Raw genomic sequence first — 18,903 nt, 5'->3', positions numbered from 1 at the left:
TAGTGTTCAAGTGAACATAATTCACGGGTTATTGAGGTTTCTCGATCGTTTTTACTCGGGGGTGTCTGGCGCATGACTGGATCCTCCAATTTTGCCATCGAGATAGAAGAGGCTATTCGTAGCTTTGGTGAAACGCTGGACTCCTACATTGAGCAGGCGAACCAGTGGCTCGGCCTGCAGGGGCGCGCGCCAATCCCCGCTGGAGTGGCCGATGCGCTGGCGTGGGTAACCGGTAAAGTACCCCGAACGGAGCTCCAACCGATCAGTGACGCGGCAATCGCGCACAGCGATCGGGCCATGGAGATGTTCGAGGTGCTGCAGGCGGTCACCAACGATGCCAGCCGGGTACAGATGACCTGGACCGGCCCGGCCGGTCCGGTGTCCTTTTCCTCGAAGATTACCGAGTTCGTACTTGCCGGAACGTCCGTCGCGCAGGCTGATCTTGAGGCCTCGCGGGTTCTCGTGGAAATGGCGCTCCAGATCGGAACGGCGATCGGTCAAGTATCCGCATTGCTGTTAAGCCTGCTGGCCGAGCTGACTGCCGCGATCATCTTCGCCGTCGTCTCGTTGGGTGGCTCGGTAGTATCCTGGGCGGCAAAGATCTGGCCAACCAGGGCGGCCGTGGCTGCCGCGCTTCGCAGCGCCGCAGCCCGGATCGCGGCACTGCAGGCGCGCCAGAGCATTCGGGCGTTCTCTTTCAATCCAGGTGTCCTGGGAAGTGCGATCCGCGCCGGAGGCACTCGCGGGTCCGTGGCGCGATCGATGGCCCTCGCTGGTGATCTAGCGGGAATCGGGCTTCGTGTCGGCGGTCGGGTAGCCCTCAGCGGAGCCCGAGGCGCTGGACGTTTCGTCCTACACACGGCGGACCCGCGCAACATGCTGCCGCAAGCGCTGGCGAGACATCATTGGGCTGGTCGCGCGCGGTGGTCGCTGATGGCTCAGGGCAGAAGGGCAGGTCACCACCCAGCTACTCTCGTGCAGTTCATGCACCCGGCGGTGCGGCAAGCCTTGGCGAAGCCGACAGTCGCGAACCTCGCTCGTGTTCCGGCTGGGGTGCGGCCCTACGTCGCTTCGGCGGCGACCCAGAGCATTCCGGTGTGGTCGACCCTGGGTAGGCAGGTATCCGGGTACGTCCTGGGTGGTGGCGCCCTCGGCCTTGGCGTGCATCAGTTTGGTGTGGTTCTTGGCGGCGTTGAGACGAGCTCGGTCGGGTTGTCCGGAACGACCGCGACGGGAACTGACGCGCTCAAGTCCTTTGTCGGAGCCGGCGCAGGCGGCTCGATGTTGGCGTTTGCCCGAGGACCGCTGGGGTGGCCATTCATGGGTGCCGGCGGAGGTGTCGCCGCGTACAGCGCGACGACCGGTATCGACTACGCCCAGTTCCAGGCAACCGGTCAGGAAGCCCAGCTGGGCGGTACCGCTCCCCGACCAGGTGCCGGTGGCGAAGCCGGCCACGAGTGGAGCACCAGGAAGGCAGTCGAAGAAGCCATCAAGGGCGCATTCAGCGGTGTAACCGAAGGAACCTACGGACGGCTGGCAACCGGTGCCTGGGGCCAGACCTTCAAGAACCTGAGCTACACGGTCAAGAATTTCGACAACACGATCATGGCGCCGGTCCATAGCGTTCCGGTTGCTGGCGGAGACGGCCTCGCCGCGCTGGGCGCGGCTCCGATTGGCAGCCCGTCGGCTGGGTTCGCAGGCGGAACAGCGGGAACCCCAGCGCCCGCCACCGTTGGTGCCACGGCCTCCGCTGGCGGCGCATCCGGTCCCGGTGCCTCGGCCAGCTCCGGCGGCAGCGGCAGCGGTGGCGGTTCCGCCGGCGGAAGCAAACCAGGCAGCGGAACCGGTGATCGTCCAAGTCAAGCGGGTAAATCCGATTCCAGTCGCGACAACCAGGTGCAACCGAAGCCGGCTGCTACGGCCTCCGACAGTGCTGGCAGTGGCAGTGGGCAAGGCTCGGCCAGCGCAACGGCGGGTACCGAATCAAGCAACCCCGCTAGCGCGGAATCCGACACCGGGCTGAACAACGGGCAAGGAGCCCCGGCTACCGGGGAATCAGCTGCCGGCACAACGGGTGTGACGCAGCCGGCTGGAGCGGTGGTGGAGAACTCCGCCGCGAACGCTGCCGCACACCAAACCGCCGACGGTAGTTCAACCCAGCACACCGCGGAAACCGGCACGAGTCAACCGGCAGCAGAGAGCAGCACAAGCCAACGGGAATCCGAAAGTACGGAACCTCAGCGCCCAGTGAAAGGTGCGGGCAAGGTCTCCGATGCGGCGGAAACGCCGAGTTCCACCTCGGGGGAGCACGGCAATGTGCAACGGGAGTCATCGGAAGACACGACTGGCTCGCCAAGCGAGCAAGCCGCCAACCGCGAAAAAGAAGCGGTAGACTCGGCCTCGACAGAGAGCACCGTCAGCTGGGACCGGGACACCTGGGGGCCGCAGCCGCCGACCCGCTACGACGGCACGACCATCACCGGCGACAAAATCGGCGACGCCGTCACCCCATTGGGCGAGGCGGGGCGTCCCAATGATGGCACGGCGACTGATAACGGCGCGACTAGTAGCGCGCCTGATTCAGGCGAGCATGCGCGGCACCAGCCCGAGGACTCGGCACCGGAGCAGGCTCCTCCGGCGGAAGTGCTGGCGCAGGAGGGAACTAAGAGTGCGATCTTCGGTTACCTGAATGGTCTGGCCGGCCAGGCGAACACACCGATTCAAGTCTTGTTGGGTGACAATCCCACGGCATCGGTCGCGGTCGAGACGACAACCAAACCAGCCGGCGCCGGTGGTCAGCAGACCTACCTCCGAGTGACGTACGCGGACGGTTCGCGGCATTTCGGTGACATAGTCGTCAATCCCAATCGTGCCGCCGGCGAAGTACTGGTTACTCCCGGCACCTATACGATGTCCGCTGCCGGTCCAATGCAGACCGCACCGTTTCGCGTTGAGATCTCGGCTATGCGGCCACCAACGCTGGACGGCACGGCGCTGACGGTAGCGCGGGATCTCGGCCTTGGCTTTGGCAAGGTCCGTGCGAGCGCCCCCGCCTTTGCCGACCAGCACGTCGTTTCCGACGTCGGCCGCACGGCCGGATCCAGCGAAACCACGCCAGGGACCCGCTCGGTATCACCAGCCAGGTTAATCAGCATCGATGAGCCTACTGGTATCGCCGCGGCGATACCCGATCCGATAAGCCACGTCGTTGATGTCCTCACCGCGATCAGCCATGGCGAGTACAGTGCGCTGGCTCCCTCAACGGATGGGCCGAACCGTCCGGCCTGGATACTGGGTGAAGATCAGACGGCGCTGGTGGTAGACCCGGACGGCTCCGCAACCGCGATCAAGGTATCGACCAGTATTGATGTGCCGCCGGGCAGGGTTTTGGTAGAACCCGCGGCGCGGTATGTGGACGACGCTGGGGTCACCCGGCAGGATGGTTTTGACCGGATCTCGCTTCCCGCCGAGTACACCGGCGACGCGCCGAGCACGGCGACTTCGGCCGAATTGTTGGCAGCGGGATTGCGTGGGTTGCGGGAGAGCTCGCCGGGACACGGCGGCGTGTTTGGCGAAGCCCTGCGCGGTACCGGCAACCTCGCCGAACTGAGTGGGTGGACATCAGCAGCATCGACGACTGAAGTTATTGCGCTTGTGAACGCGACGGCTTCTCGGCCGGCCGAGATGGCGGAGCGGTTCAGCGACTGGTTACACAACGACGCGCCCCGCCAGGAAAGTGGCGCTAGCTATGCGGCCGAGAACGTGACGGTCACGCCAGGTGGCGGCGAAGTGTTCACCGTGCACGCGCAAGACGCGACCATCGACGTCCGTGTCGTCTTCGAAGCAACCGGTACTACTGGCCAACTGCGGATCGATCGCCCAACCGTCGGTCTACAGCATGGTCAACCGCGTCAGCTTGAGGTCATGACGGTCACCATGGATTCGCGAGCGCCGGTCAGCGACGGCGCCACCCGGCTGTGGACGGGCGTGGTCGGCCGCAAGGTCCTAGAGGCTGTAGCAGAAGAAGTCGCGGGGATGGGATCGTTGTCCCACGGCGCTTTCCGGGTCGCCGCTGATCCAGGCACCGCCGGTATTCGTGATGCCGTGATCCAGATCGATGGCGCGGTGTTCACCCCTGACGTTCTCGCGCCGGCCGTCGACGTGGATGCATCGGGCCAGCCAAGCCGATACTCCGCGCGGTTACCCTCTGCCGAGACGTTCAGTCGTGACGCCGAGCAGGTGCTTGCTGGGCTGCGCGAGCGTGGCTACCGCATCGACTCCGTAGTGGACGGATGGACGGCACTTGGCGATCCGGGCATCGTCGCACGGATTTCCGACACCGACGGCAATACGACCCTCGTACGTTTCGAAAGTCCGTCCACATCAGCGGCGCGGGACACGGTTGGTGCACTCTACGACGCCACGCGCGGTGTCGAACTGTCCCCACTGCAGCAACGCGCCATGGACCGGCTCGAGAACGAGCTACTGGAAGCGGTAGGACAACCCGCCGACGTCAACCGGCTCACGGATCTTGACGGGCTGCACGCGCGAACTTCGCCAGCCGATGGTCACCCGCGGGCCACCCAGACCAAGGCGAGCACAGCAGAAGCCGGTTCCTCGTGGTACGACGGGATGCGCGACCGATCGCCCGTCGATTTGACCGATCTGGCGTCCATCCGCGACAGCCCGCATGCCGACGTGAATCTGCCGTCGCGTGCTGATTCTGTTGGTGCGGGTGGGGTGTCGGCTGATCCGGCGGCGCGTTTGGAGTGGGTGCAGAGTTCGGTTTCTGGTCGGTGGGATCTGGTTGAGGTGGTGGTTGGCCGGGATGGTGGGGAGTCTCGGTTCGTGTTGTTGTCTGAGGTGTCGTCGTCGGGGCGGGTTCCGGTGCGGTTTGGTCCGCGTTCGGATGGTGGTTGGGATATCTATGAGGCGCGTCCGGGCGAGCGCGGCCAGCCCATCGAATGGGTTCGAACAACAGCCGTCGCCGGCACCATGCGGCAGTACATCGAGGACAACCCGGTATCTCGCGCCCAGCAGATGGAGATGCCCACCAGGGACGGCGAGATCGTTACCACGCGTGGAATCTGGACGGATACGACGCGAACCGGGGAACGCACCTTCGTTCCGTTGCCGGGTGAGAACCCGAATGTCCTCGGTGCGCCTCGGACCGTCGGCACGGAGCAGGTAGCCGCCGCCGACCGAAGCGCCGAGGACACCGAGCGACCCGCGCGGCGGTCTGGTGTGGCGCAACGCGAGGTCGGTGATGTTGAACCCCGCCGGCCCGCGCCGGAGGATGTCGCGCTGACCCGGAAGCTGCGGAAGAGCATTCATCAGGGTGTCGTTGAGGTGCCGGAGGGTATGTCGCGCGCGGCCTTCGCGGACCAGGTGCGGAACCTCGTTCGGGAGGTCTTTACGGATCCGGATTCGCGGGATGTGACGCGTTATCTGGACCGGTTCCTCGTGCGGGGTGCGGTCGAGGGTGTTTCGGTCGTTGTTGATGTTTGGTCGAGTGGCAAGGCTCGGCAGGTTTGGGTCGGCGCGGACAACGGCCCAACGTGGTCAGCCGGAATAACCGACACCGCGACAGCCACGGACTCCACGCGTGCTGATTCTGTTGGTGCGGGTGGGGTGTCGGCTGATCCGGCGGCGCGTTTGGAGTGGGTGCAGAGTTCGGTTTCTGGTCGGTGGGATCTGGTTGAGGTGGTGGTTGGCCGGGATGGTGGGGAGTCTCGGTTCGTGTTGTTGTCTGAGGTGTCGTCGTCGGGGCGGGTTCCGGTGCGGTTTGGTCCGCGTTCGGATGGTGGTTGGGATATCTATGAGGCGCGTCCGGGCGAGCGCGGCCAGCCCATCGAATGGGTTCGGGTGATCGATGTCGCTGGAGAAATGCGTCAGGCCCTGGCGAGCAATCCACCGTCGGGGGCCGTCAGATACTTCTTCGAGACTACTGACGGCACTGGGGTCAGGGAGACGAGCTCAATCTATGTGGACACTACTCGAACCGGGGAAAGGGTTCCCGTCCCGCTCCCTGGCGATGCGCCATTCGTAAAAGGCGCGCCGCGAGTGGTACGTGCCGAGCATGTGCCGCCCGCGCGTGATGGCGAATCGAGTGGCAGGGTGGTGCGGATTCGGCTTGGTGGGAACACCGGCTCAACCCGGCCGGGCGCCGCGACCGGGACGGTCGCGCAGCAAGACGGTGCGACGACGACCCACGAGAAGGTCGGCGACGGCGAAACGCAACGTCGCCCACTCGACGAGTGGGTCGGCAAGCATCAGGCCGGTGAACGTCCGGATGCACCGCTGCCCATTACCGAAGTCCGGCCGAGGGAATCTGCTCCCACTGCCCACGCTGATCCAGGTGCCCGCACCGCGACGCGCGAGGAGCCGCCGGCTACGGCCGAAAAGGTCCTCGCCGGGCTGATGCCTGACACGGCGTCACTTCCCGAGCTGTTCCAGCGAGACAGCGCGGCATCGGCGGAGACGTACGGCACATCCGCGGATCACGCCGCCGCGCGGCGCGAAGAGCTGGGTGACGCCGAAGTCAGGGCCAGAGCAGACACCGTGACGGCCTCGGAACGAACGGCTGTGTCCGAAACGCACACCCAGCCGGCACGCGAAGCACATCCGGTCCGTGCCGCGACGCCGTACGCCGAGGACGGCGACGAAGCTGATCGGTTGGTAGAGGCCTCGCTCGACCTGGACGATCTGCTTACTGGGCGGCCAGGCATGTTCGCCGCGCAGGAACTCGCCAGGCAGCTAGGCGAACTGAGCGGAAAACCAGCGACGGTAACCCTGACCGCCGATGCACAGGCAGCGGTGGTCGCGGACAACTCTCGAACCCCGCTGATCACGATGGCGCACGCGCTGGCGGACGATCTTGGCGCGACGGTGGTGGTCGACATCGCGGAAGTCGATGGCAGCTCCACCCGTTATCAGGTGCACCCCGAAGTCGCGATCCACGTCGTGGAACGGGATTTCCCGAGCGGCGATGGCTCACCCGATTCCGCCGGCCAGGTTTCGGTGGATCCAGTGCAACACACCCCACCGGCCAGTGGCACGGCCTGGGTCTGGAATATCCAAACCCGACTGTGGGACCTCTACCACGATGCCAAGCTCATGGCGACTGGTGTTTCTGCCGAAGGCAAGGGGTTTCCCGTCGTGCGGTCCAGTATGTCGACGCCGGGTGGCGAGGTGACGCGTGTCCGGGGCATCATGGTTCGCCTTGCGCGTGGACGTGACGACGAGTTCGTACCGATTGTCCACGAAGCATTGGTAATTTCGGGCGCGCCGGCAGTGCTGGGGTATACGGATTCCGTTCTTGCGCCCTCTCGGGACGCCCACCGTCAGCAATCGCAACGTCGCGACCTGAACGCTCGGCAGCGAAGTCGCCTCGCTGCTCACCGAACCTCTTCGCGGGGCGCGGAGTCCGTTCCTGGCTTGTTTGGCACACAGACGACACGAACGCCGGCGCGTGAGGTCCACCAGCCGGAAGTGCTTCGGCATCGGATTTCCGAGCCGCCACAGCCGGATGACGTGACCGTACCCTCCCACACCGCCGAGGCTGTCGCGCAGCAGTGGGCGGTTGCTACGGGCCTTCCGGTTGATGACGCCACAGCGGACGCGAGCCTGGCACGTGCGGAAGACTTTGTTCGAGACGTAATTCGGGATCGTCGCGATATGGCGATCGCCACGGTCGACCGATGGGTGTACGACGGGACCTTCGCGGCGCCCGACGGCTCCCGTGCGGTCATGGTCGAGGTGCTCGGCGATGGAAGCATCGTTGGTTTCCGCTCGGGCAGTCTCGCGTCGGTGCGGAGCGCGCCGGACGCGGTGCGGCTCGCGATCGCCTACGACCTGCACATGTTGCAGGATCCCGACGACAACGAGATGGATGCAACAGGTGACGGGGTCGTTGGCGTCGAGCTGACTGATCGACTCAAGCCCGTGCGTGTGACCTATTCGGACGGCACTGTGCTTGAGGAGACCTATCAGATCGATGCGACCAGGGGCGTCGGAGATGTGGACATCATACCAGGTTCCTTCGAGCTCACGGCGAACGGTTGGGTGCAGCGAAGTCCGAACGTCTACGTTCTCGGCGGGATGGTTGCCGACGATGTGGAGCAGGCTGTCGGCTCGGTTGTCACGTCACTGGAGTTCGCCCGTGGGCACGCGAAGTCAGTAGCGCCCGCTCTCGTTGGCGCGGCGACGGCAGGGGCGACAAGTGGTCAGGCGCCTGGCGAGGAAGGTTCGACGCGCGGCGACAGCTGGACCGCGCTGCCTACCTCGATCACGGTGCACGCCGATGCGGTTCCCACTGACCAACCACCTATCACGGGCTGGCGCACGACAGACAAGGAGATCTTGTCGCTCACCCTGTCGGGTCTCGCCGACGGCGCGGACATCATCGCCGTGACGGGCAGTGGCGCCGGGCCCGTCTTGGTGCATCACGCCGACGGTGCTACCGAGGCCGTTGACGTGAACTTCGATGCCCCATCGGGGACGGTCGTGGTTGAGCCAGCCAGCTGGCTGTTCGACGGGAATCGCTGGACGCAAACGGCGATGAGTCAGATCAGGTTGGGCACGCCCAGCGGGGTGACGAGCCACGGCACCCGCTGGGAGCAGATTGGTGCGCTGGTGCGCGCGGGCGTCCGGGAACTCGGTCGAAGCCGGCCGGGTGGCACGGCCGTGCATCGCGGATACAACCTCTTCGACTACTACGGCCTCATTCAACAGCAGCCAACCACGATCACCATGACCGAGGCGGCCGAGCAGAACGACACGACTGACGAGGTCGAGTTCCCCGAGATCGACAAGCGCCCGCACGGCGCTTCGCTTCGGTTCGGACACGCCGACGTGGCAACGGTGTTCGACTACCGGGAATCGCCGGACGGCGATGAGGCTTCGGTGACCGTCACTCCGCCCGTGATCCACGAGGTCGACGGCGATATGTGGGTTCTGCGCCCGGCCGAGCTCCGGTTTGCCGGGTTGGCCCAGAACGAGCGCAACCTCGACCACCCACTGGTGATCGCGGCCATGCGAAGCCTGGGCGGTCTGGTCGCCCCATTGGGGCCGGTGCATAGTGAGGCGATCTGGCTGGCCGTGGACCAGCAAGCACAGGCGCTGTATCGGGCCACTTCCGAGAGCGGAGCATATCTACTGCCCGATCGGGACGTCGTATCCGCCAGTGCGGACGATGCCGAAGCGGCGCACCGGTACTTGGTGCGGCTGCCTGGTCACCAGAGTTTCGCTGAGGAAGCTACGAGCCTGTGGCTCCGGCTGCGCGAAGACGGTTACGACCCCGTGCGTACCGGCGAGGAGATGCGTTGGCGTGCGGGGGTCTCGACCCGTTGGCTGGAACGCGGCACGGGTCGGGAGATCACTGTGGTGCTTGGTGATTCGGCAGCCGTGATAGCCAGGCAGGAAGCGGCGGAGCTGCTCGTACGGCAGCGGGACACGAGTGATGACGCGCTGGCCGCCCGACTCGCCCAGGAGCGGCGGGCGATCCTGGGCGCGGTGCTGCCGCCAGAAGGCGCAATGGACCTGGAGATCTCGGAACGATCAGAGTCGCCGGGTGTGCCCACGTTCGGCTTGGATGCCTTGCACGACAGTGCCGTCGGTGTCGCCAGCTCGGCCGATGCACGCGAGGCGATGGTCGAAACGGCCTGGCATGCGCTGAACGGAAAGGTCCAGGAAGGCGGATTCGTCGAACTGCAGGCGGAAGGCGACGCACTGCTTTTCGGCGATATCCCCCAGGTTGCGCGCCGCGTGCTGAGCGTCCTTACCCAGGCGTGGGAGGGATTGGCGACCGCAACCACCGAGGTGACTGACGCACGGCAATATGACGCGCTCGACGCCGCCTACACCGCGGCTGGTCAGGCGTGGTCCGCCGCGGAGGCGATCACTCGTGCGCACACCGAGCTTGGTGACGCGCGCCGCGAGCTGCGTCGAATCCGCGCCGCCGAACCCCGTGGTGGCAATGCCGCGATCGCGGCGGCCACGGAACGCGCCGATACGGCATTGGCCGAGTGGGACCAGGCGAGCGCGCAAGTGGCGGACATGCTCGCTCGAACAAGTGAGGTCGAGCGTACCGTCACTGAATTCGGCGGCAGACTGAACACAACGGTAGCTGGGCTGGCGGAGGACGCCCAGCACGGCGCGGCGCCGGAACGTATCGCCAGCGATATAGCGCGCCAGCTCGGCATTCGCGTCGAACTGTCCATAGTCGACGGCGAACGATCGGACATCCACTGGTTCAACACCTTCGGCGGGCACTCCGAGCCGGTTAGGCCGTCGGGGCGGTCGCGTGGGGACGACGCTACGGTTCGGCCGGCCGCACAAAACCGTCCCCGCGCGAATCCGGCGGTCAAGCTGCCGAACCTGACGAACATCGAGTACGCGGACGGGGGCGATCCGCGCGCGCGCCGCGCGAATATGGGCGCTGCGGAACCGAAGCGGCCGGTCGAGGAGTCACCAGCGGCCCCGCTGTCGGCTACCGAGTTGCGTGAAGCCGCCCGCGACCTGGACGTCGACAGCATTTCCGGACCCGACCTCGTGGACATCGTTGAGCAGGGCGGGCTGATTCGCATTCGCGCGATGTCCGGTCCGGTGCAGCACGTGCAGCCACTTGTAGGTCAGCAGGCGCTGCCAACGATGTTCTCACTGCGTGCCGGGACGGTCGATGAGCCACACCTAATGTGGTTCGCCGAGTCAAACCCGGCTGAACTCGCTGAACAATGGCGCGATGAGATTCCCCGACTACTCGACGAAGTCGCCCGCTACGACGATCAAGGGCACAGCTCAATCCCAGCGTTCGACGAGATCATTGTTGATTCAGGAACCGTCTCGGCCGAAAGAATCGACGCGATCGCCCGCGCGCTGCGCACCCACCTTGACGGCCGGGAGTTTGCTGGGCGAACCGTCGAAGTCGGTGACGTCCGCAACACATCGGACGGTCTGGTGGTCGAAATGGCCACGGCGGGCGAGACCAGCGCGGCAATCCAGCTCACTGTGCGTCGCGACGATGATGGCGGGCTACTGGCCAACGTTGACTTGATACCCGGCGAATCGGCGCATCCAGATACGCACGGATTCCAGCAAAGCGTCCTTCGGCACCTGGCTGAATGGCTCCATGCGGCGGGTATTGACGTACTATGGTCCACGCAACTATCCACGCCGCTGTTGTTTCGGGTGGCACGGCCGGCGGTTCGCGAGGAAGAACGCGAGCTGTTCGGGAAGATCAAGACCGAGCTACGCACACTACTCGGCGATAACCAAGCCGTGATCGATGTGCACCCGCATCCGGACGGTATAGCCGAAATCGACTTCACCCACGACGAGTATCGGTACCTGATACTTGTCCAGCGCCACGATACGGCCTACGGCAGGTACCGGTATGACCAGCTGATTTCCGAGCAGGGGCTCGGCATGGGCTTCCGCGACTACCGTTATGGCCGGAGCACCCAGGACGGTAAGTACCTCGCGCCGGTACTGGGCGAGATGTCGACGACTGAAGTCGCTGGCACCGTGCGCAGCCACGTCGCGGACTTCCTGCGTAACTCGGAGCCGTCCGCCGACCCGGATGTTCAGCGCGGTGGTGATTACGGCGGCAGCACCTTTTCCGACTACCAGGCGATGACGCCCGATAGTCCCCCGCGAGCAGTGACTGTCACTCCGATTGGCGTCGCTACCGCTAGCCCAGCGAACGTCGATCTGCCAATGATGAGCCGGTTCGCGCAAACTCTGCGCGCCGAGCTGATCGCCGCGCTGGGAGCCGAGCAAGGTGGACGCGTGGCGCCGAGTCCCGAAGAAATCTCGGACTTGATGGTCGGCGCGCTGCGGTGGGTCCGGCACTCGGATGGCTTCACCGTGGATTTCGGCGCAGCCGAGGTGAACCTGCGGATCCGCCTTACCGGCACGAACGCTGATGGCGACTACAGCGGCATGGAGATGACGAGCGATCTTCAGACCGCGATGATCGCGGAGTCATCCGCGTGGCTCGGCGGCATTGGGACGACCGGGAACCATGGGACCTCGACATCGGTGAGTTCTGGGTTTCCGGTTGCCAAAGCCATTGGTGGGTCGGTCGGTTCGTGGGAACGCGCTCGAGGCCAAGAGAGCGCGGTTGGCGACATGATCGGCGAGTCAGTTGTTCTGACTCCGCAAGCGACACATAGCACCGCGAAGACCTGGACCGCGGGAGGATCCGACACCACGCGAACCGGCGTAACCGATCAGTACTGGTCACCGACGAGCACGATCGGCTTCGGAGTCCAGTTGGAACTGCGTGTGCACGCCAAAAACTACGACGGCGACGTGCGGATCATTGAATCAGCCGATGCTGGTGATGGAGCGCGGGCACGGTACGGTGGGATACGTGATCTGCTGTATCTGCGCGTGCCACAGATTCACGTCTCGACCGCGGAAACAAGCGATGCAGAGGCCGCGCTAGCCGCGGATTCAACGGGTGCGCCATCTCGTTCAGGACAGCACAACGTCGACAGTGCTGATGCGAAGGCCGGCAAGTCGGACGAACTGGTGAACTATCAGGGCCTCCCCAACTCGCCGGAATTGCGTACGCTCATCGAGCATAAAGCTAGCGAACTCAACGAATCGACAAGGGTTTTTGATCTCGCGGCCGCACCAGTTTTCGAAGCCCTAGTGGCGCAGCTGCCACCTGGCGTTCGGGACGATGTGGGTGGACCCGTCCGTCGTGAGCTTTGGCGGCAACTGCAAGGTCGCGACAACTTCAGTAAGCGGGAGATCGACCCGGATCGAGGCTACTCGTTCTCAGTCAATGACTACACCAACGGGCAGGTTTACAGTTTTCGCCTGACGACCAAACTCGATTGGGCTGCCGCGAAACCTACCCATCCGGCTGCCAGCCGGATTTGGACCGGAGTCGGTAGTAGCAACTTCGGCTCCGCTTCAGTTGGGATGACCGACGCCAAGACCAACGAAGCTAGTTTCGCCGCCGGCGCCGCGAATATCGCGACTTATCAGCCAGCCAGGTCGGCCGGTGCCGATGCGAGCGCGAGTGTCTCGGTGGGCAAGTTCGCCACGGGTGACGCCCTGGACACCCGTAACAAGATCACGTACGAAGTCGACACGATCACCACCGTTGAGGCAGATTTTCGGCCGATGGAGGCGGCTTTGCCTTCGGACGTGCTATGGAATAAGCCAGCTGCACGTACGCCGGAGATTCCGCCAGTGTACGGCCGGGCATACGCCCGGGTGCCAGTCGGCGCGGCGGCGCAATGGTTGTGGATGTTTCCCGACGAGTTCCTACGGGAGGAAACGACCGACGGCAGTCGGGGTGCGATCAAGTCCAAGAACGTGGCGGTACCGGTCCGCGACGAGCATGGCAATGCCGTACCGAGAGAAGCCGGTCATAAATCCGACGATGCCCCTCCATGGGCGACGGTTATCGAGCGTAAACCGCTAGTCGCTGATGGCTGGTGGGAGACCGTCGCTGAAGCCCCGACGATCCCGGGGCCAGCCTCGATCTGGCACGCCGGTCCCGGCGCGGTCGATCGGATCGTCCGGCTCACCGGCGTACAGGAGGTGCGGGAGCGGGCACTGACCATGCTCGCCGAGGCGGGATTCATCCCACCAGTCGATCCGGTCACTGGCAGGTTGCTGCCCCCCGAGAGCGTTGACGACGCCGTACACCGTACTCAGCTCAACAATTTGAATGCGGTCATCAAGTTGCTCGACGAGGAGGCGTTCCAGAACCCCTTCAAGCTAAGTGATGCCGCTCAGGAAGGTATCCGGCTACCTGTCGAGATGCCGCATCCGGGCGGCACGTCGGTACGACGTGCCGAGCTGGTTGTTCGGATCAGTTTCGACCCGGCCAAGGCCGAGACGGTGGCGACCACCGAGTCAAGTAACCACGTCGGTACGGTGCTCGGCACGACAACCCTGCAAACCTCCCGGGGGCGTGCGCGCGGCCGCACCAGGGATCTCGACATCGGTGGTGGTCTACTCGGGCTCGGTGGATCACATGCAACCACGCAAAAGGTAAGCCAAGGCTCCGGTCGTGGGGTATTCGCCGGCACACGGAGTGCCTATCAGGGCATGGCCGAACAGGTCCGGGTGCCGGTGACTTGGGAGGTAGCGCTCAACCTGACCAACGCCGAGTCACCCAAACCGGCCACGGTCGCCGCCCAGTACGTCGAACTCCTTGTGCCATGGGATGGCGATCTTGGCCGCTCCTTCCCTGGCAAGAATGAGCAGGACAAGGAACCGGACCTAGGTACCGACTTCATTCCGGTCGGCGATGTCTCGATTCCGGTTAGCCTCTTTGCTCAGGACGCAGGCTATGTCCGGCTCGAGGCACCCAAAGCGACAAACGGTGCTACGGATCTTGTCGAGCTGCTTCGTTCGGTCCTACCCAACTCGGCCGGCTTGGGATCGACCGGTCGGGGTGCGGTGGGTCCAGCCGTGTCGACCACGACGCTGCTGGGTCATATGGGTGAGCTACTCGGCAAGGACGGCTATTCGATCCGGACCGAATCAGCCAGACACCACGGCGCCGCGCAAATCAACCTGAAGATTACGGGCGCACGATTCGATGGAACGCGCGCCAAGAACGGCATCGGGCCGGCGAGCAATCAGGTCGGCGCGGTCGCGTTTGGACTTCCGGACAACACGGTCACGACTTCGGTGACGAAAGGCGGTGGGGCTTCCGCGACCAGCGCCGCGAGCGCGGAGCTACCCGAGGGCGGAGAGTCCGCAGGGCTAGACGGGGATGACGCGATGCCCTCGCAGTCAGCTGGTGGCACCGGAGGTACCGGGGTCGACTGGGATGAGACGACTACCGAAGCGGTCACCACAAGCTACGGCGATGGCGAGTTCCAGCTCTATTTCGGTGAGGTCATCTTGATCACCTTCGAACTGGCCGGCGCGGTATACGCGCTGGAACAAGCACACGGTTCGATGGAGGTCAGCACCGCAGAGCCGGTCGAGCTGCGGGACGGCCAGTTCCAAGTCGCGATCCCGATGCCGAAAGCAATGCGACTGTACTGGCAGGGTCTACTTCCGGAAGGTGCGATACCGCCGCAGGTCATCGATCGATGGCTGGAGAACTGGTTGGGAGACCAGCAGTACGAGTTTGAGCATGGGACGTCGAAGTTCACCTCAGCGGATTCGCGTCGGGATATCGACCGCCGTGATGTCGCGGAAGCGGCCTACCGCCGAATACTGGAACGGCTCCGCGCCGGCGAGTTGGCTGATCTGGATCGCGAACAGCAGAATGATGTCTATTCGTTTCTCGATATGGTGATCAGCAAGTACTCCACTGAGCTGCCACCGTCGGCGGGTGAAGTGGATGGAAGCACCCGCCGCGTGCTCGATAAGGAGCTGGCTGAACTGGGCGGGCTGCGCGAGCTGAGTACACCGGGGTTGTTCAGGCGACTTGAGCGGCTCGCCACCGACCGTGCATACCATCCAGGAGCGCCTGCTCCGCTGCGCGATTACCAGCTTCCAGACTATGCCGCGGAACACCGCACCTTGGGACACGGCCAGGTTGTGGATTGGCGGCCGGAAACCGATTCGACGGTATACCAGCTAGTCGCGAACGCCGTTGAGCAGGTGGCACCCGATGTACTCGACGTGGCACCCGGGCCGGGCGCCCTCGGTTCGTTCGGGACGAACCCCGCGCTGACGCGGCAGTTGCGCGGAGAGCTAGCCGAGGGCGCGCCATTGAACTGGGTGATGCGGCAGGCGATCCAGCCGGGCGGCTACGATCTCTACCGCGGTGAAGTGGAAACCGCCACGGGGGAACGCGGCGAGCTATGGCTGGACATCGAGCTAGTGCCGGTCAGCGCCCCGACCATCGTCGGCCATGGGCGTTACCAGGAGAATTATCACCGGCAATCGAAAACCACGAGCACCAGCACAACTCGGCGAAGCGCTGTTTCCGGAACCGGCGGCGGTAGTGGGGAGTCGGAAAGCTCGGTTGCGGCCGACGGTGAGTCGGCTACGGAGAGCGGCGGATACGATCGAAACATCGGCGCAAGCCGATCAAGCCAGCGGTCCAGCAGCACTTCCGTGCTCAACGATGTCGGCGGCGTCGGCTGGGATGGTGGTGTCGCGGCTGAACAGCGGTACGAACTGCGGATCATCGCCGAATTCCGCCCGGTGCCTTCGCCGTTGAAGGGCCGACTCGGTGGAGCGGGTGACGTGCTTCGTGCCCTCGCCCGCGGTACTGGCGGAGCGGTTGGCGTATCGACCAAACCACGGAAGGTCGACGCGTCGATCGCCGGCACGCTCGAAGTCCACTATGCCTTCCCCGCTGTGACAATCGACGAAGTGTTCTCGCAGCCGGACTTCCGTGGCCGCGCCGTGGCAGACCAGAACCTGAAGCGGTACTTCCACCACATCGATGCGCAGCCGATTAGAAATGAACTTCATTCCCTCATCGATAAAATGGCGCAAACTGGCGAGTTGGCGGATCACGAAGCGCGCGACGCCAAGTCCTACGTGACTACCGAAGTCACCCCGAGCCGGTTGATGACGGAGTATCCGCGCTCGGATATATTGATTCTGCTCGCCAATGGGCGCCGACTTGAGATCGATGTGCGCGCTGTCTGGGAGTCCGCTGAGCAGCGAATGGACGCCAAGGCACAGGTACGTGGAGTGGCGACACTGCATCGAGTCGACCATGCCGAAAGCTATACCGAGTCCGCCACGCGCGACTGGGGTAACACGACATCCGGCGAGGTATCCGGAGAGAGTGGTCTCCCGGGTGTGCAGCCGGGTATATCGACAACGACGCAGGGCGGCAGTGCCTCGGCAGCACACAGCGGTTCACGTAAACAGCAGAACGTCTACGTAATCCCGGAAAAGCCAGATTCCGGAACAGACCGCGTCAAGCGGCGGCTACATTACCTTCCTCGATTGCGGGTTGTCGATGAACGGAATCGCACGAGGCGCGAGTTCGACGCACGGGTCACGACGACCAGCGACTCCGAGATGTGGGCCATTGATCTCGATGAATTAGAACGCCAGATCGCCGGGCAGGTTCCGGCTGCTCTGCCCTACGGCGCTGAAACGGAGGAGCTGCCATGGCGGGTGTATCGGGCCGTTCAACGGCGCAAGCTTGGCGCGCAACGCGACCCGGTCAACCTCGATGCGCTGTTGCAGGATACGAGTGATTCTCCGTCGCGGTACCTGGAGGTGGTTGAGCAGCTTCGGCGGCGCCACCCAGGGCGCACCGAGCCGGGTGCGCTGCTGATCGCGCACACCGACCCGACCAAGGCGGCCGTCCAACACCGGCGGCATACCGTCGGTAGGGCGCTGAGCTTGCTCGGCTGGCTCGAGGCCACCCTGCCGGAATCCGTGCTTGCCGACCCGGCGGTGCGTGAATCGATCGACTCCGCACGTGCCGGTCTTGACCCGACATCGTTCGACGCGGCGTTGAACCTGCTCGGGCGCATCCGCATGCGCTCCCGTACGCATACGGAGACTGAACAGGCCGCACTGGGCCAGCTGATCGACGCGTACGCCACCGTTGACCAGTTGACCGATTCCGCTGCGGATCTCGATCAGGAACGGAACGTCGAGATCGAGCGGGCGAGGGAAATCGCCGCTGAAGCGGGCCGTCGCGTCCGGCACGCCGAGGATGCCCGCAATGAGATCAACTGGGAGATCGCGGGTGTGGAGTCGAAGCTGAATGAGCTCCACGCCGCAGCCAGCTCCGCGTTGGAAAGTCTCGGTAATGCGGCCTGGCTGGTGGATCGACTCGTTGGTGCTACCAACGTGCCTACTGCGGACGAAACCAGTGGCACATGGACCGCCGTTGTCGCCAAGGAGTTCCAGCTAGATCCGGTATGGCTAACCGAAGATCGGGAGAGGCTGGTCGCCGGAATATCCGCGGAACTTAAGCCTCCCGAGCGGGCTGGCGTGGAGATTGAACTCCGGACTACGCAACTAGACGGAAGCATCAAACTGGTCCGCACCGTCGGCGACGGCTACCTACGCGACGAGGATGGCACCGCGCAGAGCGCCCACGTTGCGGAGGTAGCACCACGGGAGACGGCGACCGAAGAGCTGACCGCGGGCCGCAAACGCATTCACGGTCTCATTGACGAAAACCTGGCCAACGCGTCTGGAGTGGACTCGTGGCGCGGCAACACCGACGTGAACCGCCCCTGGGCGGCATGGGTGGTCAGCACGCCGGAAGCGCCGCACGGAGCGGCGATTCGGGTCCAGGTCGACTCCAGCTTTACCGCCCCACGGCTGGTGGAGCCGGTACGTCAACCGCACAGGGTAGGCAATGCGGTGCATCTCCTCCTGCCACCGGGAGCGAGCTCCCTGCAGGTAGAGATACTCATCCGGGAGGCACTGGCGCGCATCGGCGATCGCGCTGCTGCCCTCACACCACCGGTAGCGGTCGGTCGCGAGCTGTTGGACGGACTGGTGGACGCGCTGGACGCGCTGCCCCACGACGCCCTCGCCGTGGCGGCGGAGCGGCGGATCGACCTTCCTGCGCTGTACGCGAGCCTTGCCGAAGGGGAAAGCTTCGCCGAGGCGATTCTGGCTGCGCGTAATGATTCCGCTGCCCGTGCATCTTGGGTTGGGGTGGACATCGATCAGGCGTACCTGGATGCATGGCGAGATAATCGGGCCGCCGCTGACGTTCTTGCCGAGCGGACGCACGCCGCATCCGAAGATCTCGCGGCCGATGCTGCTGGCTATCAGGAAGCGCTACGCGCCGCGTTGCCGGGTATCGATGTATACCGGCTACTGCCGTACGGCACCAATGTGGACGTTCGGCAGCTGTACCGCTGGTTCGGCCACGACTACTTTGCCGATGCGTTTCGGGTTGCCTCCGCATGGGGGATGCATCGTGCGCATGAGCTGCATGAGCGCTTCGGTGGCGGTCCCGATTTGCGCGCGGCCCTC

Annotated in this window: 1 protein-coding gene (cut by a window edge); it reads left to right on the top strand. The window is 64.6% G+C overall.

Annotated features, from left to right (window positions below; all coding sequences use genetic code 11):
- Positions 1–72: 72 nt before the first annotated feature.
- Positions 73–18,903, top strand: the 5' portion of a protein-coding gene (locus EV191_RS13120) for a hypothetical protein (protein WP_132877297.1). Its footprint extends 52,632 nt past the window's final position; the window shows 18,831 of its 71,463 coding nt (coding positions 1–18,831); the start codon lies at positions 73–75; the stop codon falls past the right edge of the window.

Origin of the sequence: Tamaricihabitans halophyticus (genome assembly GCF_004340875.1) — a bacterium.
Taxonomy (GTDB): Bacteria; Actinomycetota; Actinomycetes; order Mycobacteriales; family Pseudonocardiaceae; genus Tamaricihabitans; species Tamaricihabitans halophyticus.
Note: the sequence above shows the minus strand (reverse complement) of the source record. Positions and strands in the feature narration are given on the sequence as shown.